Origin of the sequence: Streptomyces stelliscabiei (assembly GCF_014873495.1) — a bacterium.
In the GTDB taxonomy this organism is placed as follows: Bacteria; Actinomycetota; Actinomycetes; order Streptomycetales; family Streptomycetaceae; genus Streptomyces; species Streptomyces bottropensis.
The window spans coordinates 4276212-4297680 of sequence record NZ_JADBGF010000001.1 but is presented as its reverse complement, the minus strand read 5'-3'; the positions used below and the strand labels follow the sequence as shown (position 1 = coordinate 4297680).

Annotated in this window: 17 protein-coding genes and 1 other RNA gene; 12 read left to right on the top strand and 6 right to left on the bottom strand. The window is 70.7% G+C overall.

Going from position 1 to position 21469, the window contains the following annotated elements; translation table 11 throughout:
• Positions 1-55 precede the first annotated feature (55 nt).
• From H4687_RS18980 to H4687_RS18970, 3 genes are all read left to right on the top strand, one after another.
• On the top strand, positions 56-1294 hold the full coding sequence (locus H4687_RS18980; protein ID WP_046913665.1) for a serine/threonine-protein kinase: 1239 nt from the start codon (positions 56-58) through the stop codon (positions 1292-1294).
• A gap of 409 nt (positions 1295-1703) precedes the next feature.
• Positions 1704-2810, top strand: a complete 1107-nt coding sequence (gene prfB, locus H4687_RS18975; RefSeq protein ID WP_046913666.1) for a peptide chain release factor 2 — start codon at positions 1704-1706, stop codon at positions 2808-2810.
• Positions 2811-3118: 308 nt separating this feature from the next.
• The gene (locus H4687_RS18970) at positions 3119-4009 is read left to right on the top strand and encodes a hypothetical protein (RefSeq protein ID WP_046913667.1); all 891 of its coding nucleotides are present in this window, start codon (positions 3119-3121) and stop codon (positions 4007-4009) included.
• A gap of 99 nt (positions 4010-4108) precedes the next feature.
• Here the strand turns inward: H4687_RS18970 and H4687_RS18965 are convergent, their stop codons facing one another.
• Positions 4109-4300 (bottom strand): hypothetical protein, encoded by a 192-nt coding sequence (locus H4687_RS18965; RefSeq protein WP_005486830.1) that lies wholly within the window; start codon positions 4298-4300, stop codon positions 4109-4111.
• A 242-nt stretch (positions 4301-4542) separates the two neighbouring features.
• Here H4687_RS18965 and ftsE point away from each other — a divergent pair, with 242 nt between their 5' ends.
• The 5 genes from ftsE to ssrA all read left to right on the top strand — a co-directional run bounded on the left by ftsE (position 4543) and on the right by ssrA (position 8617).
• Positions 4543-5232, top strand: coding sequence for a cell division ATP-binding protein FtsE (gene ftsE / locus H4687_RS18960; RefSeq protein WP_005486827.1), 690 nt, complete (start codon positions 4543-4545; stop codon positions 5230-5232).
• Between the two features lie 35 nt (positions 5233-5267).
• Entirely contained in the window at positions 5268-6185 is a 918-nt protein-coding gene (ftsX, locus tag H4687_RS18955; protein WP_046913668.1) for a permease-like cell division protein FtsX, read from the top strand.
• A 67-nt stretch (positions 6186-6252) separates the two neighbouring features.
• A complete protein-coding gene (locus H4687_RS18950; RefSeq protein ID WP_046913669.1) occupies positions 6253-7506 on the top strand; it encodes a S41 family peptidase in 1254 nt (417 codons plus the stop codon).
• Positions 7507-7577: 71 nt separating this feature from the next.
• Entirely contained in the window at positions 7578-8120 is a 543-nt protein-coding gene (gene smpB, locus H4687_RS18945) for an SsrA-binding protein SmpB (protein ID WP_005486821.1), read from the top strand.
• 111 nt (positions 8121-8231) lie between these two features.
• Positions 8232-8617: a transfer-messenger RNA gene (gene ssrA, locus H4687_RS18940) on the top strand.
• Between the two features lie 69 nt (positions 8618-8686).
• Here the strand turns inward: ssrA and H4687_RS18935 are convergent.
• The 5 genes from H4687_RS18935 to H4687_RS18915 form a co-directional block, all read right to left on the bottom strand.
• On the bottom strand, positions 8687-9700 hold the full coding sequence (locus H4687_RS18935) for a LacI family DNA-binding transcriptional regulator (protein ID WP_046913670.1): 1014 nt from the start codon (positions 9698-9700) through the stop codon (positions 8687-8689).
• Positions 9697-11979, bottom strand: coding sequence for an alpha-xylosidase (gene yicI, locus H4687_RS18930; RefSeq protein ID WP_046913671.1), 2283 nt, complete (start codon positions 11977-11979; stop codon positions 9697-9699). Before yicI ends, H4687_RS18935 begins: the two co-directional genes overlap by 4 nt.
• A 24-nt stretch (positions 11980-12003) precedes the next feature.
• Positions 12004-12768 carry a carbohydrate ABC transporter permease gene (locus H4687_RS18925; protein ID WP_046913674.1) on the bottom strand — a complete coding sequence of 255 codons (765 nt, stop codon included), beginning with the start codon at positions 12766-12768 and terminating at the stop codon, positions 12004-12006.
• A gap of 140 nt (positions 12769-12908) precedes the next feature.
• Positions 12909-13880 carry a carbohydrate ABC transporter permease gene (locus H4687_RS18920; RefSeq protein ID WP_046913672.1) on the bottom strand — a complete coding sequence of 324 codons (972 nt, stop codon included), beginning with the start codon at positions 13878-13880 and terminating at the stop codon, positions 12909-12911.
• Positions 13877-15172, bottom strand: coding sequence for an ABC transporter substrate-binding protein (locus tag H4687_RS18915; RefSeq protein ID WP_050399255.1), 1296 nt, complete (start codon positions 15170-15172; stop codon positions 13877-13879). Before H4687_RS18915 ends, H4687_RS18920 begins: the two co-directional genes overlap by 4 nt.
• Before the next feature lie 739 nt (positions 15173-15911).
• Between H4687_RS18915 and H4687_RS18910 the strand changes: the two genes are divergently transcribed.
• From H4687_RS18910 to H4687_RS18895, 4 genes are all read left to right on the top strand, one after another.
• Entirely contained in the window at positions 15912-16799 is an 888-nt protein-coding gene (locus H4687_RS18910) for a hypothetical protein (protein ID WP_046914030.1), read from the top strand.
• Positions 16799-19171: a glycosyltransferase gene (locus H4687_RS18905; RefSeq protein WP_046914031.1), complete on the top strand. Its 2373-nt coding sequence runs from the start codon at positions 16799-16801 to the stop codon at positions 19169-19171. The genes H4687_RS18910 and H4687_RS18905 overlap by 1 nt, the downstream gene beginning before the upstream one ends.
• On the top strand, positions 19168-20349 hold the full coding sequence (locus tag H4687_RS18900) for an acyltransferase family protein (protein WP_046914032.1): 1182 nt from the start codon (positions 19168-19170) through the stop codon (positions 20347-20349). Before H4687_RS18905 ends, H4687_RS18900 begins: the two co-directional genes overlap by 4 nt.
• Before the next feature lie 164 nt (positions 20350-20513).
• The gene (locus tag H4687_RS18895) at positions 20514-21335 is read left to right on the top strand and encodes a hypothetical protein (RefSeq protein ID WP_046914033.1); all 822 of its coding nucleotides are present in this window, start codon (positions 20514-20516) and stop codon (positions 21333-21335) included.
• Positions 21336-21469: the final 134 nt, after the last annotated feature.

The window sequence follows — 21469 nt, the reverse complement described above, 5'->3', positions numbered from 1 at the left end:
GTTGGGGTCCGGGGCGCGTAGCTTTGTCGCCAACACGCGGCCTGTAGGAGCAGTCTTGGGACGGAAGATCGGAAGCCGGTACACCGCGAACCAGATTCTGGGGCGGGGCAGCGCCGGCACGGTGTGGCTGGGTGAGGGCCCGGACGGCCCCGTCGCCGTCAAGCTGCTGCGCGAGGACCTCTCGTCCGACCAGGAACTCGTCAGCCGCTTCGTCCAGGAGCGCACCGCGCTGCTGGGCCTCGACCACCCGAACGTGGTCTCCGTACGCGACCTCGTCGTCGACGGCAACGACCTCGCCCTCGTCATGGACCTCGTCCGGGGCACCGACCTGCGCACCCGCCTGGACCGGGAGCGGCGCATGGCCCCCGAGGCCGCGGTCGCCATAGTGGCCGACATCGCGGACGCCCTCGCAGCGGCGCACGCGGCCGGAGTCGTCCACCGGGACGTGAAGCCGGAGAACGTGCTGCTGGACATGCAGGGCCCGCTCGGCCCGGGCGGCGCGCACCCGGCCCTCCTGACCGACTTCGGCGTCGCCAAGCTGATCGACTCCCCCCGCCGGACCCGCGCCACCAAGATCATCGGTACGCCCGACTATCTCGCTCCCGAGATCGTGGAGGGCCTGCCGCCCCGCGCGGCGGTGGACATCTACGCCCTCGCGACCGTGCTGTACGAGCTGCTGGCGGGCTTCACGCCGTTCGGTGGCGGGCACCCCGGCGCCGTGCTGCGCCGCCATGTCACCGAGACGGTCGTCCCGCTGCCCGGTATCCCCGAGGAGCTGTGGCAGCTGCTCGTGCAGTGCCTCGCCAAGGCGCCGGCCTCGCGGCTGCGCGCGTCCGAGCTGGCCGCGCGGCTGCGGGAGCAGCTGCCGCTGCTGGCGGGGATGCCGCCGCTGGACGTCGACGAGCCCGGGACGGAGTCCGGCGACGGGTACGAGGAGGCGCCCGCCGAGGCCGAGGCGCCCCGCGAGCGGGTACGGCGGGGGGCGGTGCCGCTGGTGCCGGGGGCCAAGCCCGACTCCAACCGCGACACCCACACGTCGATGCGGGTACCGGGGCCGGACGAACTGGCCGGCGGTGCGCGGGGGACCGCGCGGGTGCCTCGCGCGGCGGGGGCGCCCCGGCCGGGGTCCGCACGGAACCGGGGGAGTACGGTGCGGCGGCGCCGGATCACGCTGGGCGCGGCGGCGGTGGCACTCATCGCGGCGGTCGGGGTGGGGGCATGGGCGGCGACCTCCGGGGACGAGGGCACCGGCCCCCCGTCCGACACGAAGAACTCGGCCCCGGGCAACCCCTGACCGGGCAGCCCGATGGCTCGGGGCGCGTGCGGAATGCCGGCCGCGCGCCCGGCGGGTCGTCCCGCGCAGTTCCCCACACCCCTGAAAGCCGGCCCTGCGGGCCGAAGAACGTCGGCCTCGCGGGCCCGAGAGGCGAAAGCCCTGCGGGTCTAAAAGGCGAAGCCCCCGTGGGTCTGAGAGTCGACGGCCCCGCGGGCCCGCAGGGCGACGGCTCGGCGGGTCCGGAAGGGCGGGGCTCGGTGGGATGGAAGTACGGGGCGCAGCCCCTGCTTTTCAGGGGCGCGGGGAACTGTGCGACCGGCCCCCACTCACCCGCGGCCCAGGAACGAGCCCGCCGCCGCCCCGGCCGAGGACCGGCGCCGGGCGCACACCCGCATGGCTCACCCGGCGGAGCCGTTAGGCTGGGGTCGTGGCAGTCGTCGATGTATCCGAAGAGCTGAAGTCCCTCTCCTCGACCATGGAGTCGATCGAGGCCGTTTTGGACCTCGACAAGCTGAGGGCAGACATCGCCGTGCTCGAGGAGCAGGCGGCCGCGCCGTCCCTGTGGGACAACCCGGACGAGGCGCAGAAGATCACCAGCAAGCTCTCCCACCTCCAGGCCGAGGTCAGGAAGGCGGAGGCGCTGCGCGGTCGCATCGACGACCTCGGTGTCCTCTTCGAGATGGCCGAGGAGGAGGACGACCCGGACACCCGCGCCGAGGCGGAGTCCGAGCTGACCTCCGTCAAGAAGGCGCTGGACGAGATGGAGGTCCGTACCCTCCTGTCCGGCGAGTACGACTCCCGCGAGGCGCTCGTCAACATCCGCGCCGAGGCCGGTGGCGTGGACGCGGCCGACTTCGCCGAGAAGTTGCAGCGGATGTACCTGCGCTGGGCGGAGCAGAAGGGCTACAAGACCGAGATCTACGAGACCTCGTACGCGGAGGAGGCCGGCATCAAGTCGACCACCTTCGCCGTGCAGGTGCCGTACGCGTACGGCACGCTCTCCGTGGAGCAGGGCACGCACCGGCTCGTGCGTATCTCGCCCTTCGACAACCAGGGGCGGCGGCAGACCTCCTTCGCCGGTGTCGAGGTGCTGCCCGTGGTCGAGCAGACGGACCACATCGAGATCGACGAGTCCGAGCTGCGCGTCGACGTCTACCGCTCGTCCGGACCCGGCGGCCAGGGCGTCAACACCACCGACTCCGCGGTGCGGCTGACCCACCTCCCCACCGGCATCGTGGTCTCCTGCCAGAACGAGCGTTCGCAGATCCAGAACAAGGCGTCCGCGATGAACGTGCTCCAGGCCAAGCTCCTCGACCGGCGCCGGCAGGAGGAGCAGGCCAGGATGGACGCGCTCAAGGGCGACGGCGGCAACTCCTGGGGCAACCAGATGCGTTCGTACGTCCTGCACCCGTACCAGATGGTCAAGGACCTCCGCACCGAGTACGAAGTCGGCAACCCGGAGGCCGTGTTCAACGGCGAGATCGAAGGCTTCCTGGAGGCCGGAATTCGCTGGCGCAAGCAGCAGGAGAAGTAGGGCGTCCCGATACAGCGCTATGTCGACAAGGCAACTGCCTTCCATCGGAAGGCAGTTGTCTTGTGTGTGGGGGGATGTCTGGGTATTACGTCACACTCACATGTCGTTGTCGTGACCAAAAGCGATGAACGGGACATCGCGCGCGCAACGACCTTGACGTTGCTGCGAAAACTGGGAAGTCTGGCGTATGGCATGCGCATTACTGGGGTGCATGTGAACCGGGGGACTTCGATCCAACCGACTGCTCCCGTTGATCGCGGCCCCGGGCGCTGCTCCATCTACTGATAGCTACTGGGGGTAGCAGCCATATGACGAAGAAGACGCGGATCCGTGTGGCGCGAATAGCCGCCGGTGCCGTGATCGCCGCCGGCGCGTCGCTGACCGCCGCGGGCGCCGCTTCCGCGCTGGACCTCGGTGTCGGCGTCAATGTCAGCACCGACGACGGTGGTTCCGTCGACGCCGATGTCTCGGTCCAGACCGGCAACGACACCGAGGGCACCAGCATCGGCGCGTCCGAGGGCACCACGACCGACGGCGGGACCACGACCGACGGTGGCACCACCACGGACGGTGGGACGACGACGGACGGCGGGACCACCACGGACGGCGGGACCACCACGGACGGTGGCACCACGACCGACGGCGGCACCACCACCGACGGCGGGACGACGACCGACGGCGGGACCACCACGGACGGTGGCACCACGACCGACGGCGGCACCACCACCGACGGCGGCACCACGACCGACGGCGGGACGACGACCGACGGTGGCACCACCACCGACGGTGGCTCGTCCTCCAACGGTTCGTCCTCCAACGGTTCGAGCTCGAACGGTTCGTCCTCCGGTGGTTCGTCCTCCGGTGGCTCGTCCTCCAACGGTTCGTCCTCCGGTGGCTCGTCCTCCGGCGGCTCGACCGACGGCGGCTCCACCTCCGGTGGTTCCTCCGACGGCGGCTCCACCTCCGGTGGCACCGACCCCGACGGTGGCAACGACGAGGCCGTCCAGCAGGAGGGCTCCTCGGCCCTCACGGACACCGGCTCGGAGACCGAGGCCCAGGGCGCCGGAACCGGCGAGCTGGCCGAGACCGGTGCCACCGAGACGGCGTTCCTGGTGATCGGCGCCGCCACGATGATCGCCGGCGGTATCGGCTTCCGTCTGCTGCCGCGCCTGATGGTCGGCCGCGGCGCCGCCGCCTGATCGTCCGCGATCGGCACAGCCGTACACAGACGAAGGCCCGGGGCAGCCAGCCCCGGGCCTTCGTCGTACCGCTGTGCCGCTCTCGTCTCTGCGGCCGCTCTATGCCGTCTGGTGCGCCAGCAGCGCCACCGCCGCTATCAGGATCGCCAGCAGGGCGATCAGGGTCATGGGGCTCAGGCTCGCGAAGGGGTTCTCCTGCTGGAGTCGCTCGCGGCTGGCCCGGCACACGTGGCAACGGCCCTCGGCTACGGGGGACGCGCAGTTCGCGCACACCAACCGGTCGTACGTCATGCGCCTCGCCCTCCTTGCAATGGCCTCACACATACCTCAACGCTTCGCGGAAGCGGACCGTTCCTCCCCACCACTGTGCCAGGTTCCCCCGGCGCTTGCGCGGGGGCCCGGGAAAGGGACGGATGCCCTTCGTCACGCGGCCGTGGACGGGTGGGGGCTCGTCGCGCAGTTCCCCGCGCCCCTGACGGGGCCGGGGGCGGTACAGTCTCGTCCATCCATCCCCGACGGCTTGTGGTGCATCCGTGATCCGATTCGACAACGTGTCCAAGGTCTACCCCAAGCAGACCCGCCCCGCACTCAGGGATGTCTCCCTGGAGGTCGAGAAGGGCGAGTTCGTGTTCCTCGTGGGGTCGTCCGGCTCCGGCAAGTCCACGTTCCTGCGGCTGATCCTCCGGGAGGAGCGGTGCAGCCAGGGACAGGTGCACGTCCTGGGCAAGGACCTCGCGCGCCTGTCCAACTGGAAGGTGCCGCAGATGCGCCGCCAGCTCGGGACCGTGTTCCAGGACTTCCGGCTGCTGCCGAACAAGACCGTCGGTGAGAACGTCGCCTTCGCGCAGGAGGTCATCGGCAAGTCGCGCGGCGAGATCCGCAAGTCCGTGCCGCAGGTGCTGGAACTGGTCGGCCTCGGCGGCAAGGAGGAGCGCAGGCCCGGCGAGCTGTCCGGTGGTGAGCAGCAGCGCGTGGCCATCGCGCGGGCCTTCGTGAACCGCCCCAAGCTCCTCATCGCGGACGAGCCCACCGGCAACCTCGACCCCCAGACCTCCGTCGGCATCATGAAGCTGCTCGACCGGATCAACCGGACGGGCACCACCGTGGTGATGGCGACCCACGACCAGAACATCGTGGACCAGATGCGCAAGCGCGTCATCGAGCTGGAGAAGGGCCGCCTCGTCCGCGACCAGGCACGCGGCGTCTACGGCTACCAGCACTGACCGCCCCAGTCCACGGAAAGGCTTAGCGGAACGCCATGCGCGCCCAGTTCGTCCTGTCGGAGATCGGTGTCGGTCTCCGCCGCAACCTCACGATGACCTTCGCGGTCGTCGTCTCCGTCGCCCTCTCCCTCGCCCTGTTCGGCGGCTCGCTGTTGATGAGCGACCAGGTCGGCCAGATGAAGGGCTACTGGTACGACAAGGTCAACGTCTCCGTCTTCCTCTGCAACAAGAGCGACGCGGAGTCCGACCCCAACTGCGCCAAGGGCGCCGTCACGACCCAGCAGAAGAAGCAGATCAAGTCCGATCTGGACAAGATGGGGGTCGTCGAGAACGTCGAGCACGAGTCCCAGGACGAGGCGTACAAGCACTACAAGGAGCAGTTCGGCGACTCCCCGCTGGCCAGCAGCCTCACCCCGGACCAGATGCAGGAGTCGTACCGCATCAAGCTGAAGGACCCGGAGAAGTACCAGGTCATCGCGAGCGCCTTCAACGGCCGTGACGGTGTGCAGTCGGTGCAGGACCAGAAGGGCATCCTGGACAACCTCTTCCGGCTGCTCGGCTATCTGAACTGGGCGGCGCGCGGTGTCATGGCCGTCATGCTGATCGTGGCGCTGCTGCTGATCGTCAACACGGTGCGCGTCTCGGCGTTCAGCCGCCGGCGTGAGACGGGGATCATGCGGCTGGTCGGCGCCTCCGGCTTCTACATCCAGGCGCCGTTCATCATGGAGGCGGCCGTCGCCGGGGTCATCGGCGGCACGATCGCCTGTGCCTTCCTGATCCTCGGGCAGTACTTCGTGATCGACAACGGGGTGTCACTGTCCCAGAACCTGCCGCTGATCAATTTCGTCGGCTGGGACGCGGTCCTGACCAAGCTGCCCCTCATCCTCGCGGCGAGCTTCCTGATGCCCGCGTTGGCCGCCTTCTTCGCGTTGCGCAAGTACCTGAAGGTGTGACGCATGCCCCTGGGGCCGTACCGGCAAGGGCCGGTACGGCCCTTCGCGTTGTCCTAGACTCGCCGACATGTCAGGCCGCGACCTGTTTTCCCGCCCGTCACCCGCCGCCACCCTGCTCGACGCGGTGCGTGCGACCCCGCTGCATTCGACCCGCCGCATCCGCCGCGGGGCCGCCCTGACCTTGGTTTTCGCGAGTGTGCTCGCCACGGGTGCCGCGACCGGCTGCTTCGACGACCCGCGCGGCGACACCGCCGCCGTCGTGAAGCCCTCCCGCTCCGCCCCGGTCGGCCGGGAGCGGGACGTCGCGGACGCCGCCGCCGAGGCCATGGCCGAGGGCGAGTCCCCCGTGGAGGCCGCCGAGCGGGCCGTCAGCCGCAGTGGCGACCGGTGGGGCGCGGTCTACTCCGAGGGCGAGTACGAGCAGTTCGAGGAGGCCCTGGACGGCGAGTACACCGGCGTCGGCCTCTGGGCCCGGCTGCGGCGCGACGGCCATGTCGAGGTGGCCCGGGTGCAGGACGGTTCCCCCGCCGCCGACGCCGGGATCCGCGCGGGCGACCGGCTCGTCGGCGTCGACGGCGAGAAGGTCGACGGGCGTCCGGTCACCGACGTCGTCTCCTTACTCCGCGGCGACGCGATCGACGGGGGGACCGGGAACACCGATTCCCCCGAGAGCGCGGCCGCCGGTACGGAGGTGTCGCTGGAGCTGCGGCGCGGCACCCGAAGCTGGCACGAGACCCTGCGCCGGGCCCGGCTGTCCACCGAGGACGTGACCGTGAGCCGCACCGCCGGCGGGGTGGGGGTCATCACGGTCGACGCCTTCACCAAGGGCTCCGGGGACGTCGTACGAGCCGCCGTCGAGCAGTCCTCCGGTACGGCGGGCTTCGTCCTCGACCTCCGGGGCAACTCCGGCGGCCTGGTCTCCGAGGCCGTCACCGCCGCCTCCGCCTTCCTCGACGGCGGCCTCGTCGCCACGTACGACGTCAACGGCGAGCAGCGGGCCCTGCACGCGGAACCCGGCGGCGACACCACCAGGGCCCTGGTGGTGCTGGTGGACGGCGGCACGATGAGCGCGGCCGAGCTGCTCACCGGAGCGCTGCAGGACCGGGGCCGCGCGGTGGTCGTCGGCTCCCGCACCTTCGGCAAGGGCTCGGTGCAGATGCCGAGCCGTCTGCCCGACGGCTCCGTCGCCGAACTGACCGTCGGCCACTACCGCACCCCCTCCGGCCGGGGCGTCGACGGCCGTGGCATCACCCCCGACCTCGACGCGGACGAGGACGCCCTCCAGCGGGCCGAGACGGTGCTGAGCGGCCTCGGGCAGTGAACCGCCCTCGTTAATCGGCTTCCCGCGGACCCCCTTCGTAGTGCGAAAATGGGCGCACTATGAGCAAGGGAATGTACGTACCGAAGGAGTCCCAGCCCAAGCAGGGCGGGGCGGTCACCAAGGGCCGGGACGGCGAGAAGGGCGGCAAGAAGAAGATCGTCGCCCAGAACAAGAAGGCCCGGCACGACTACGCGATCGTGGACACCTACGAGGCGGGGCTCGTGCTCACCGGCACGGAGGTCAAGTCGCTGCGCGAGGGCCGGACCTCGCTGACCGACGGCTTCGTCCAGATCGACCGGGGGGAGGCGTGGCTGCACAACGCCCACATCCCCGAGTATCACCAGGGCAGCTGGACCAACCACTCCGCGCGCCGCAAGCGGAAGCTGCTGCTGCACCGCGAGGAGATCGACAAGCTGGAGTCCAAGTCGCAGGAGACGGGTCACACCATCGTGCCCCTCGCCCTGTACTTCAAGGACGGCCGGGCCAAGGCCGAGATCGCTCTCGCGCGAGGCAAGAAGGAGTACGACAAGCGGCAGACCCTGCGGGAGCAGCAGGACCGGCGGGAGTCGGACCGGGCGATCGCGGCGGCCAAGCGGAGGCAGCGGGGCCAGTAGGGCGAGGCCGCCGGGAATACGGTGGCATCGTCGTGCGTCGTTCACGTACGATGGTGACGACACCGGCCGCGGTCGGTGTGAGCATGTATTCAACTGAAGAGCGTGAAGCATGGGGATGATCGGTTTCGACAGCGGCTGTCGAAGCAGGGGAAGCGTGTCGAGGAAGCGGCAATGATCTCGTTAACCATATGTCGCAACCAATAATCGCCAACACCAAGCGCGATTCCCAGACCTTCGCCCTCGCTGCTTAATAACCAGTGAGAGAAGGCCCTAATGGGTGTCAGCCCGGGAGTGTTCCCGACCCGGACCCTGGCATAATCTAGGGAACTAAACCTTGATCCCGGTCACGGGGTGAAAAGGGAAATCTCACAGTGACTGAGCCCGTCGGCGACTTGTTCGCGTGATCGCCGGGGCTGAGAAAATCACAGCGAACTGCACACGGAGAAGCCCTGATTCCGCACCGTTGGACGCGGGTTCGATTCCCGCCATCTCCACAATTCCCATGTGGACGAAGCCCCGCTGCCTTACGGCAGCGGGGCTTCGTCATGTCGTGAACCGGTACACCGTCACCCCGTCCCCCGGCGGGCCGTGCTCGCCCGGACGGTCAGGCGGGGCGGGAGCAACGTCGCCTCGGGCACGGGGGTGCCGTCCAGTTTCCTCATCAGCAGGGCGACCGCCTGCTCGCCCACCTCCGCCGCCGGGATGGCGATGGAGGTGAGGGGGACCCGGAGGCCCGCGGCGAGGTCGTCCGGGCAGAGCGCGGTGACCGAGAGGTCGGCCGGGACGCGCAGGCCGAGATGCTCGAAGGCGTCGACGAGGGAACCCAGGATCGCCTCGTTGTGGATCACCACACCCGTGAGCGCCGGCTGCTCGCGCAGGAGGCGCTCCGCCACCGCCCGGGCGGCCGCCGGGGTGGCCTCGCAGGGGTGGACGGTGGAGGACATGCCGTTGCGGGTCGCGGCCGAGGTGAAGCCCTGGACGACCCGCTGGGCGAAGGAGGTCTGCCGGACGTAGACCTCGGGCGGGGAGCCGATCAGGGCCACCACGCGGTGCCCCAGTCCGGCCAGGTGCTCCACGCACAGTTCGCCCGCCGTCCTGAAGTCCAGGTCGATACAGGTCAGGCCGGAGGGATCGGCGGGGAAGCCGACCAGCACCGACGGGCGGTCCAGGGAGCGCAGCAGCGGCAGCCGGGGATCATGCAGTCGGACGTCCATCACGATCAGCGCGTCCACCAGGGCCGAGTCCGCGACCCGCCGCAGACCCTCCTCGCCCTCCTCCTGCGTCAGCAGCAGCACGTCGTGGTCGTGCGCGCGCGCCGCGGTGACGGCCGAGACCGCGAACCGCATGACCACCGGCACATGGATCCCGGCCCGTAACGGCACCACCATCGCCAGCACGTTCGACTTGCTGCTGGCCAGGGCCCGGGCGCCCGCGTGCGGACGGTAGCCCAGCTCGCGGATGGACGCCTCGACCCGGGCCCGCGTCTGCGCCGAGATCGGCCGCTTGCCGCTCAGCGCGTACGAGACGGTGCTGGGGGAGACGCCCGCGTGCCGGGCCACGTCCGTGATCTTCACCGTCACGCCGGCCCCGTCCCCGCGGTGTCCGACTCCCCGTCGAGGTCCATCGTGACAAAGCCCGTGCCCGCCTCCGCCCGGACCTCCCGGCCCTCGGCCGCGAGCCCCCACGGCGCCCTGGGGTCGTCGCACGACGCCCGCAGCACCCGGCCCTCCCGTACGACGGTGAAGGTCACGTCACCCACCGGCACGGTGACCTGGGCGCCGTGCGCGAGGCCGTACGCACGCAGCGTGACCCCGTCGGCGTGGTCGTAGTCCGGGCGGTCGGACACCGCGCCGACCGGGACGACCGCGCCCGGCCGGACCAGGAGGGGCACGCTGGTGAAGTCGTGCCGCTCCCGGACCCAGCGGGGCCCGGTGACCGTCCCGCCGGCCGGGAAGCGGGTCCAGGTGCCCTCGGGGACGTAGTACGTGACGTCCCCCTCGTCGCTGAAGACGGGGGCCACGAGGAGGTCGGGGCCGAGCATGTACTGACGCTCCAGATGCGCGCAGCCCGGGTCGTCGGGGAACTCCAGCACCATCGCGCGCATCATGGGGACGCCCTCGGTGTGGGCGGTGCGGGCGGCCGCGCGGAGGTAGGGCATCAGGCTGAGCTTCAGCCGGGTGAACTCGCGCAGGACGTCCACCGATTCCTCGTCGAAGAGCCAGGGGACCCGGTACGACGACGAGCCGTGCAGACGGCTGTGGGAGGACAGCAGGCCGAAGGCGATCCACCGCTTGAAGAGGGCGGGGGTCGGCGTGCCCTCGAAGCCGCCGATGTCATGGCTCCAGTACCCGAAGCCCGACAGCCCCAGGGACAGCCCGCCGCGCAGCGACTCGGCCATCGCCTCGTAGCTCGACTCGCAGTCGCCGCCCCAGTGCACGGGGAAGCTCTGGCTGCCGACGGTCGCCGAGCGGGCGAAGAGCACCGCCTCGCCCTCGCCCCGGTGCTTGCGCAGGACGTCGAAGACCGTGCGGTTGTAGAGGTAGGTGTAGTAGTTGTGCATCCGCTCCGGGTCCGAGCCGTCGGACCAGGTCACGTCCAGGGGCACCCGCTCGCCGAAGTCGGTCTTGAAGCAGTCGACGCCCTGGGCGAGCAGCGCCTCCAGCTTCGACGCGTACCACTCGCGGGCCGCCGGGCTGGTGAAGTCGACGAGGGCCATGCCCGGTTGCCAGAGGTCCCACTGCCAGACGTCGCCGTCCGGGCGGCGCAGGAGATGGCCGAGGGCCTTGCCCTCCGCGAAGAGCGGTGAGCGCTGGGCGATGTACGGGTTGATCCAGACGCTGATCCGCAGGCCGCGGCGCTTGAGGCGGGCCAGCATCCCCTCCGGGTCCGGGAAGACCCGGGGGTCCCACTCGAAGTCGCACCACTGGAACTCGCGCATCCAGAAGCAGTCGAAGTGGAAGACGGACAGGGGGAGCCGGCGCTCCCGCATGCCCTCGATGAAGGAGGTCACCGTCTCCTCGTCGTAGGAGGTGGTGAAGGAGGTCGACAGCCAGAGGCCGAAGGACCAGTCGGGTGGCAGGGCCGGGCGGCCGGTGAGGGCCGTGTACTTGCGGAGGATCTCCTTCGGGGTCGGGCCGTAGATCACGTAGTACGTCAGCCGCTGGGTCTCCGCGCTGAACTGCACCCGCGACACGACCTCCGAGGCGACCTCGAAGGACACCTTGCCGGGGTGGTCGACGAAGACGCCGTAGCCCGCGTCGGTCAGATAGAACGGCACGTTCTTGTAGGCCTGTTCGGTGGCCGTGCCGCCGTCCGCGTTCCAGACGTCGACGACCTGGCCGTTCTTGACGAGCGGGCCGAAGCGTTCACCGAGGCCGTACACCGAGGTGCCGACGCCCAGGTTGAGCTGTTCGCGCAGGTGGTGGGTGCCGGACGCCTCCCGCATGATGCCCATCGACTTGGGGCCGCTGGTGGTGAGGGTGCGGCCGTGGGCGAGGAAGTCGACGCGCCAGGAGCCGGTGCGGGACACGCGGACCGACAGCTCTCCGGCGGTCAGGGTGGCGTGCTCGTCGTCGTAGGAGATGTGCGGGGTGAACTCCTCGGTCGTCACCTCGAAGCGCGGGCCGCGTGGCCGTTCGCCCTCGAAGTGGGTGAAGGTGACGCCGACGACGTCGGGCATCGGGGCGTGCGCGTCGATCGTCACGACCGGTCCCTTCAGCAGGTCGCCGCGGTGGCGGACGGGCTGGGTGGGGGCGTGGATCCGCAGGGCGCCGTCCGTGGCGGTGACGTCGAGGACCTCGACCGGATGGGCCGCGGTGACGCCCTCGCGGAGCAGCCAGTAGCCGTCGGTGAACTTCATGGGTGGGGGGTTCCTTTCCGGGGCCTACTTCACGGCTCCGACCGCGATGCCGCGGGTGAGCGTGCGCTGGAAGAGGAGGAAGAACACGAGAGCGGGGAGCAGGCCGAGCAGGGCCGCCGCGTTGGTCATCGTGGCGTCCATCAGGCGCTGGCCCTGGAGGACGCCGAGGGCCACCGAGACGGTCTGGTTGTCGTTGGAGATCAGCATCACCAGGGGCAGCAGGAACTCGTTCCAGGTCCAGATGAAGAAGAAGACCAGGAGCACGCCGAGGGTGGGCCGGCTGACGGGGACGACGATCCGCCACAGGATCTGCCACTTGCTCGCGCCGTCGATCCGGGCCGCCTCGACGATCTCGCGGGGGAACCGCCCGAGGACCGAGGAGAGGAGGTAGGTGCCGAAGGCCGCCTGGATCACCGTGAAGACGATGACCACGCTCAGCCGGGTGTCGTAGAGGCCGGCCTCCTTGGCGAGGAAGTACACCGGGTAGACCAGCGCCTCCTGCGGCAGCATGTTCGCCAGCACGAAGAAGGCGAGGATCCAGGTGCGGCCCCGGACCCGGCCGATGCCGATCGCGTACGCGTTGAGCACGGACAGGACGACGGCCAGGACCGCCACCGAGCCGCTGATCAGCACCGAGTTGAACAGCTTCCGGCCGTAGTCGACCCGCTGCCAGAAGTCCTTCAGCCCGTCGAGGTAGAGGCCGTCGGGGAGGCTGAGCGGGCCGCCGCGCGAGTACTCCGCAGGGGACTTCACCGCGTTCACGGCCACGATCAGGAACGGGACGACCATGAAGAGGGCGGCGACGCAGAGGGCCACGAGGACGGGGTAGCGGCGGACGGTGGTCACGCGCGGTGTGCCTGCGCGCGTACGCGGCGCTCTGCTCGCACGCGTGATCCCTCCGGTCATGCCGGTCGAGCCGGTCGTGCCGGTCATGGGCGGGCTCCCTCCTCGGCGTCCTCGGCTCGGGTCTGGAGCCGCAGGCCGACCAGGGCCAGGGCCAGGACGATCACGGTCAGGACGGTGGAGATCGCGGCGCCGTAGCCGACCTGGGTCTTCTCGAAGAACGTGGTGAAGGAGAAGTAGGACGGCACGTCCGTGGCGCCGCCCGGGCCGCCCTTCGTCAGGACGTACACCGCGCCGAACACCTTCAGCGCGGCGATCGTGCACCACAGCAGGACCACATGGATCTCGGGCCGGATCTGCGGCAGCGTGATGTGCCGGAAGCGGCGCCACCAGCCGGCGCCGTCCAGTTCGGCGGCCTCGTACAGCGCCGGGTCGACGCGCTGCAGCCCGGCCATGAAGACGACCAGCGGGAAGCCGAGCTGCACCCAGACCATCACGGCCATGACCGTGTAGAGGGCGAGGTCGGGGTCGCCGAGCCAGTCCTGCTGCCATCCGCCGAGCCCCACCGCCTTCAGCAGCTCGTTCAGGGAGCCGTTCTCGGGGGCGAGGATCCAGCTCCAGACGATGCCCGCCACCGCGATCGGCAGCACCTGGGGCAGGTAGAAGCAGGCCCGCAGCACGGCGGTGACCCGGCTGCCGAAGTGCGTGCCGACGAAGTCGAACAGGGCGGCGGCCAGGACCAGCCCGAGCGCGGTCGGCACGGCGGCCATCGCCACCACCATGAACAGGCTGTGCCGGAACGACGCCCAGAACGCGGAGTCGTCCAGCAGCTCCCGGTAGTTGGCGAGCCCCGACCATTCCGGACCGCCGACCCCCTGCCAGTCGGTGAAGCTCACCCCCGTGTTCATCAGGAACGGCACGACGACGACCGCGAGGAAGGCGAGGGCGCCGGGCAGGAGGAACAGCGCGTAGGAGTCACGGTCGGCTCGGGTCCGGCGGGTGCCGCCGTCGCGCCCCTCCTCGGCGACCGCCCGCCCCCGCTCCACGGTCACCGTCATCGCTTCGGTGCGTCCTTCTCGTACGCCTTCCCGATCGCGTCCAGGTAGGCGTCCGGGTCGGTGTCGCCGGTGATCAGCTTCTGGGTCTCGGAGACGAGGACGTCGTAGAAACCGGGCACGGGCCAGTCCGGGTAGAAGGCCAGGCCGTCCTTCTCGGAGAGGGTGTTGAAGTCGGCGATCAGCTTCTTGGCCCGGGGGTCGGTGATCGCGCCGGGGTCCGCGGCCACCGGGACACCGCCCTTGTCGCCGAGCAGGTTCTGGATCTTCTCCGACAGGGTGATGTCGATGAAGTCGTAGGCGAGTTCCTTGTTCTTCGCGCCCTGGGGGACGACCCAGAGGTTGCCGCCGGAGCCGAGTGTGAGGTTCGTGTCGGGCCACAGGAAGGTGCCCCAGTCGAAGGTGTTCTCCGCCTGGAACCGGCCGTACCACCAGCTCCCCGAGAACAGGATCGGCGCCTTGCCCTGGATGAAGGAGACGCCCGCGTCCTCGGACTTCGCCCCGGTCGACTTCTCGCCGATGTACCCCTTCTCCACCCAGTCCGCGAAGGTCTCCGCCCCGTACGTCCAGGCGGCGTCGTGGAAGTCGGTCTCGCCCTCGTACAGCTCGTAGGAGTCCACCCAAGCACGATCGGCCCTGCTCAGCGCCAGCTGGTACAGGTACTGCTGCGCCATGTACTCGGCGCCGGCGTTGGCGAGCGGGGTGATGCCCGCCTTCACGAACTCGTCCATGGCGGCGGTGAGTTCGGCGAGCGTGGTGGGCTCCTCGATGCCGTGCTCGGCGAAGAGGTCCTTGTTGTAGAAGACCATCGTGTACTCGGCGTAGTTCGGTACGCCGTACCAGGCGCCGGAGCCCATGACGCCGTCGGTGTCGTAGCGGCTGGTGGTACGGACGCCCGCGCTGAGCTTCTTGTCCCAGCCGCGCTCACCGACCTGCGGGGTGAGGTCGGTGAGGAGGCCCTGCTTGGAGAGGAGACCCGCGGTCGCGTTGCCCTTGTTGTACTCCATGAGGTCGGGCGCGTCGGAGGAGTTGAGGACCATGGGGGCGGTCTTCCGGATCTGTTCGAACCCCTTCTCCTCGAACTCGACCTCGACGCCCGGGTGGGTCCTCTCGAACTCCTTGATCGCCGCGTTCCAGGCCACGCCCATCGCGCTGTCCGGACCTTCGTAGTGCCAGAGGCGGAGGGTCCGCCCGTCGCCACCGCCGCCGCTGTCCGAACCGCCGCAGGAGACCAGGAGCAGCGCTCCACCGAGCGCCATCGCGGCCGCCGCCGTACGCCTTCGTGCCGTCAACATCCTGCGCCTCCGGGGGAGTCGGATGGATCGTCGAAAGGTGTCGTCGAATCGCTTCGATGAATGAAGTCGAAGCGCTTCGACGGAAGGTAGAGGCGGGCCGGGGGCGCGTCAATGGGGCGTACGGGATCCGTCTCCGGGGGGTGGGGGTGCTGCGGGGGTGGGGGAGGCGGTGAGGGTGTCGGGGTTCGGCCGCCGGGGCGACGCGCTCAGCTGGACCTTCGCCGGGGCGTGGCGGCGTGCCCGCTCGTGGCATGCGGTGGGCCTGAGCCGGGGCCGGAGCCGGGGCCGGGGCCGGAGCCGGTGGTCGGGTCGGGGGCCGTGGCGGTGGGGGCGGGATTATGGCTGGCGGATCTGGAGGACGGGGGGATTTCGCCCACAGATGCACTCATCATGATGACCTTCACCTGACAGCACACACATACACATCTTTCCCACCCATACATTCGTTGGCCAGGGTGCGTGTGATGGGCGGGGCGCCCCGGATCGGGTGGGGGCCCGGTCCGGTACAGGAAAGTGCGACAGCCCGGCATCGAACACGCGCCCGGAACGATCCCGTGGGGGGAAGTGCGTGCACGTCGACAACTGGCCCAACGGCATTCAGCCGAAGCGGACCGACGGCGAAGGTGAAGGCCTCGGTCCAGGCCGTGGTGGTAGTGGCTCCGGCGGCGAGGTGGTCTGGCCCGAGGCCGCCGGCAGAACGGGAGCCGTCTCCCGGAGCGGGGCGGGCCGAGGGAGCGGAGTGCCCCGGCAGCCGACCGCCTCCGCGACGCCCGGGGCCCTGTCGGGTGTCGTCCCGGCGCCCTGGGAGCAGCCCGACCAGCCGGGCCGTAATCACGATCCGCACGAGGTGACCGTGCAACTCGACGGTGTGGGGCGCGAAGTGGACGAGGGCCAGGGCAGGCACGCCGGCAAGGACGGGGACGCCGCGGGAGCCGCTCAGGACTCCGACGGCCCGGTCTTCGTGGACGAGTCGGGCCGCCGCCGGAACCTCTACCGGCGCCTCGGCATCGCCGTCGGCACCGCCTGCGCCGCGTACGCGGTGGTCATCGTCGGCACCCTCGTGTCGGGCAACTCCGACGCGCCCTGGCTGCCGGTGCCGATGCAGAAGGACGACAAACCGGCGGGCAAGGTGGACACGCCCCCGCTGCCCGCCGAGTCGGACGACCGGTCCGACGAGGCGGAGGGCTTCGTACCGGACGCGGGTCCGGGCGGGGGCCGTACGGGAGCGACGTCCTCGCCCGGCGCCAAGTCCCCGGCCGGTTCGTCCGGCAAGGCGAAGCAGCCGGAGAAGTCCGCCAGTGCCGAGCCGTCGGCCGGGCCCAGCGCCAAGGCGACGCCGAAGCCGCAGCCGAAGCCGAGCGGCGGCGCGAAGGACCCCGAGCCGTCCGCCCCCGCGCCCGAGCCGCCGAAGGCGGACCCCAGTCCCGCGGAGCCGCCCGCGCCCTCGCCCTCGCCCTCCGAGACCGGCTCACCGGACCCGGGACCGGGCCCCGGCACGGACACCGTCGCCGACGGACCGGCGTCCCCGGCGCCCGTAGAGCCCGCCCCGTCGACGCCGCAGGACTCGCAGAGTCCGCAGGAGCCGTCGGGCCCGCAGGACCCGCAGAACCCGGAGAGCCCCGCCTGATGACCCGCTCCCAGCGCGGCGGCACGCCTTCGCGTGCCGCCGCCCCACGCCGTACCCGCACACCGCGAGCACCGCAGGTCCCCGAAGTCCCCGAGGGCGGCACGGCCGGCGACTCGGCAGGCGACACGGCCGAAGGGCCGAGCCCGAGCCCGAGTTCGGGCAAGAGCCCCGGCAAGAGCCCGCGCAAGCGGGTGCGCAAGCGTTCCGGACGCCGCGTGCCGCTGCGCTATCTGCTGCCCTGCGTGCTGCTCCTCGCCCTGATGGCCATGCTGATGCTGCGCGGATACGTGCACAGCGAGATCCTCGCGGACCACCGGGTCGGGCCGCCGGTGGCGAACGACCGGGTGCCGAAGAAGATACTCAAGGGCGGGCCCGTGATCGACACCCGCTCGGGCCGCCGGATCAGCCTGGACATCCCCGATCACGAGCTGGTCCTGACGTTCGACGACGGGCCCGACCCCACGTGGACCCCCAAGGTCCTCGACATGCTGAAGAGGCACGACGCCAAGGCCGTCTTCTTCATCACCGGCACGATGGCCTCGCGCTATCCGGACCTGGTCCAGCGGATGGTCGACGAGGGCCACGAGATCGGCCTGCACACCTTCAACCACCCGGACCTCTCGCTCCAGAGCAAGGACCGCATCGACTGGGAGCTGTCCCAGAACCAGCTCGCGCTCGCGGGCGCGGCGGGCATCCGTACCTCCCTGTTCCGGCCGCCGTACTCCTCGTTCTCGGACCAGATGGACAACCGGACATGGCCGGTCACGGAGTACATCGGCAGCCGCGGCTACATCACCGTCGTCAGTGACACCGACAGCGAGGACTGGGCCCGTCCCGGCGTCGACGAGATCATCCGCCGGGCCACGCCCGAGCGCCGCGGTGACGGTCACATCGTGCTGATGCACGACGCCGGCGGCGACCGCTCGCAGACCGTCGCCGCTCTGGACCGGTACATCAGCAAACTCCAGGCCGAGGGCTACACGTTCGACACCCTCACCGGTGCCCTGGAGGCGCCCAGCGCGCACACCCCCGTCACCGGCCTCGGTCTGGTGAAGGGCAAGGTGTGGGTGACGCTGGTGCAGGTGTCGGAGAGGACGACGAGCGTCCTCGTGGTCGCCCTCGCGGTCGTCGGCGTCCTCGTCCTCGCCCGCTTCGGCCTGATGCTGATCCTGTCGATCGCGCACGCCCGCAAGGTCAGGCGTCGTGGCTTCAGCTGGGGCACGGACGGGCCCGTCACGGAACCGGTGTCGGTGCTCGTCCCGGCGTACAACGAGGCCAAGTGCATCGAGAAGACGGTCCGTTCGCTGGTGGCGAGCGACCACCCCATCGAGGTGCTGGTCATCGACGACGGCTCCAGCGACGGCACGGCACGCATCGTGGAGGAACTGAGCCAGGACCTGTCGGGCGTCCGTGTCGTACGCCAGCTCAACGCGGGCAAGCCGGCCGCCCTCAACCGGGGCATCGCCAACGCCCGTCACGAGATCATCGTCATGATGGACGGCGACACGGTCTTCGAACCGTCCACCGTACGCGAGCTGGTCCAGCCGTTCGCCGACCCCCGGGTCGGCGCGGTCGCCGGCAACGCCAAGGTGGGCAACCGCGACACCATGATCGGCGCCTGGCAGCACATCGAGTACGTGATGGGTTTCAACCTCGACCGCCGGATGTACGACGTCCTGCGCTGCATGCCGACCATCCCCGGCGCGGTCGGGGCGTTCCGGCGCGAGGCCCTCGAACGCGTCGGCGGCATGAGCGAGGACACCCTCGCCGAGGACACCGACATCACCATGGCCATGCACCGGGACGGCTGGCACGTCGTCTACGCCGAGAACGCGCGCGCCTGGACCGAGGCCCCGGAATCCGTCCAGCAGCTGTGGTCGCAGCGCTACCGCTGGTCCTACGGCACGATGCAGGCGATCTGGAAGCACCGGGGCTCGTTCTTCGACCGGGGCCCCTCGGGCCGCTTCGGGCGCGTGGGCCTGCCGCTGGTGTCGCTGTTCATGGTCGTGGCCCCGCTGCTGGCCCCGCTCATCGACGTCTTCCTGCTCTACGGGCTGGTCTTCGGGCCGACCGAGAAGACGGTCGGTGCCTGGCTGGGCGTCCTGGCCGTCCAGGTGGTGTGCGCGGCGCTGGCGTTCCACCTCGACAAGGAGCGCATGACCCATCTGATCTCGCTCCCGCTCCAGCAGATCCTCTACCGCCAGCTCATGTACGTCGTCCTGCTGCAGTCGTGGATCACGGCGCTGACCGGCGGCCGGCTGCGCTGGCAGAAGCTGCGGCGGACGGGGGCCGTGGGGCTGCCCGGCGTACCGCAGGAACAGGCGGCCGCCGTGCCGCGGCAGCAGTCGGGAGAGCGGAGGCCGGTCGGATGAGCACCCTCACCCAGGACTCCGCACCGCAGACCCCGGCCGCCCCGGCCGTCTCCGGCCGGGACCGCTACTTCGACCTGCTGCGGGCCCTCGCCATCTTCCGGGTGGTGCTCTACCACCTGGCCGGCTGGAGCTGGCTGCCGCTCGTCTTCCCCTCCATGGGCGTGATGTTCGCGCTCGCCGGCAACCTCATGGCGCGCTCGCTGAAGCGCCCGGCGCTGGGTGTCATCAGGGGCCGGCTGCGCCGTCTGCTGCCCCCGGTGTGGCTGCTGGGCGTCGTCGGCGTGACGGGGATGGTGGCCCAGGGCTGGGCGCCGGATCCGTACTGGCATCCCCTCTGGTGGTGGTTCCACCTCGCGTTCTGGATCCTCCCGGTCAGCGAGCCGCCGTACGCCGACGGCCTGCCCGGGGTGCACGGCTTCATCGGCGCCGACTGGGCCGTGGAACTGGCCGGACCCCTCTGGTACGTGCGCACCTACATCTGGTACGTCGTGCTCTCCCCGGTGCTGCTGCGCGCGCTGCGCAAGACGCCGGTGGTGACGGTCCTCGCGCCGCTCGCCCTGGCGGCGGTGTTCGAGCTGGGCTGGCTGGCCGTCCCCGGCGAGCGGCTCGCCGCGGGCTTCACGGACTTCGCCACCTTCGGTGCCTGCTGGATCCTCGGCATGGCCCACCAGGAGGGCATCCTCAAGCGCCTGCCGAGGTACGTCGTGCCGTCCGTGGCCCCGGCCGTCGCCCTCTTCGGGCTCTGGTACGCCGTGCGCCACGACTACGGCCAGGGCCACGACCTGGACGACATGCCGTTCGCCCAGTCCCTGTGGTCCGTCGCCGCGGTGGCGCTGCTGCTGCATCTGAGCCCGTCGTGGTCGCAGTGGCCGCCCCGGCTGCGCCGCTGGGACGGGGTGATCACCTTCCTCAACTCCCGCGCGGTGACGATCTATCTCTGGCACACCACCTGCATCATGATCGCCGCGACGCAGTGGGACCGGCTGTGGGACGTGGTCTTCCTCGAACAACACGCCCCGTGGCTGCTGGAGAGCGTCTGGCCCGTGCTGGCCCTCACCTGGCTGCTGGTCGTCGCCTGTGTCGTCGCGTTCGGCTGGGCGGAGGATCTGGCGGCCCGGCGCAGGCCGCGGTTGTGGCCGAGGCGTGGGGATGCCGGGAGGGCCCGGGGCAGGTCCTGACCCGGGCGGCCGGTTACGTGTGCTCGGACATGTATTGACCCGGTAACACACCGGGATACGCACTTGCGTGCGACTGAGCGGGTGGTGGATGTTGGGCTCGCTGGAGGCAGGTGTTCCGCGCACTGCGTGCCTCGCCGAAGCGACTCAAGGAGTGACACCCGCCGATGACTCAGCCTCCCGGCCCGCCGTACGACGGGTACGGCTCCCAGCCGCCGCAGCAGCCGTACCCGGGACCCTACGGGTCCCCGGGCCAGGCCCCCGGCCAGCCGCCGAACCCGTACGCGACGGCTCCGCAGCAGCCGTACGGGGGCGGCGGACAGCCGCCGTACGGCGCGCCGGGCGGGCCGGGGGCGCCTGGGGCACCCAACTACGGCCCGCAGTACGGCGGTTACCCGCCGCCGCCCCCGCCCTCCGGTGGTGGCGGCAGGATCGCGCTGATCATCGTGGCCGCCGTGGCGGCGCTCGCGGTGATCGGCGGCGGCATCTTCCTCCTCACCAGCGACGGGGACGACACCGACACGGCCAGGCCCGGGCGGAGCGCGTCGGCGGTGGCCACCGAGTCCGAGAGCCCGGCCGAGACGGAGGAGGCCACCGACGAGGCCACGGAGGAGGCCACCGACACGCCCGACGGCGGTCTGGACGACGGGGGTTCGACCACCGCGCCGGCCAAGGGCGTGGAGGGCCAGTGGCAGGACGACGAGGCCCGCACCCTGACGATCGGCGCCGAGCAGACCGCCGGGGAGGCCAAGGGCCAGCACCCGCTGTCCTACATCGACATGGTCGGCGGCAAGGGCATCATGACCGGCGTCGGCAAGTACCGCGACGACAACAACTTCCGCATGGCCCTCACCCCCATGGCCTCGAAGGACGTCAGCGAGGACGACGTCACCTTCGCCACGGTCCGCCGCTCCGGCGACGACGTGGTCATCACCTGGGAGGCCGGCGGCACGGACACGCTCAGCTATGTGGGCGAGGCGTCGGGCTGACCGTTCACCCGACGGGCGCGGGCCCGTCGTCCCCGCCGAGACGCGTGGCCGCTCCGACTCCGGGGCGGCCACCTCCCGTTGGGCGTCCCGGGCAGCGAGCGTCGAGGTCATGGCGGATGGGAGGCAACCCGGAG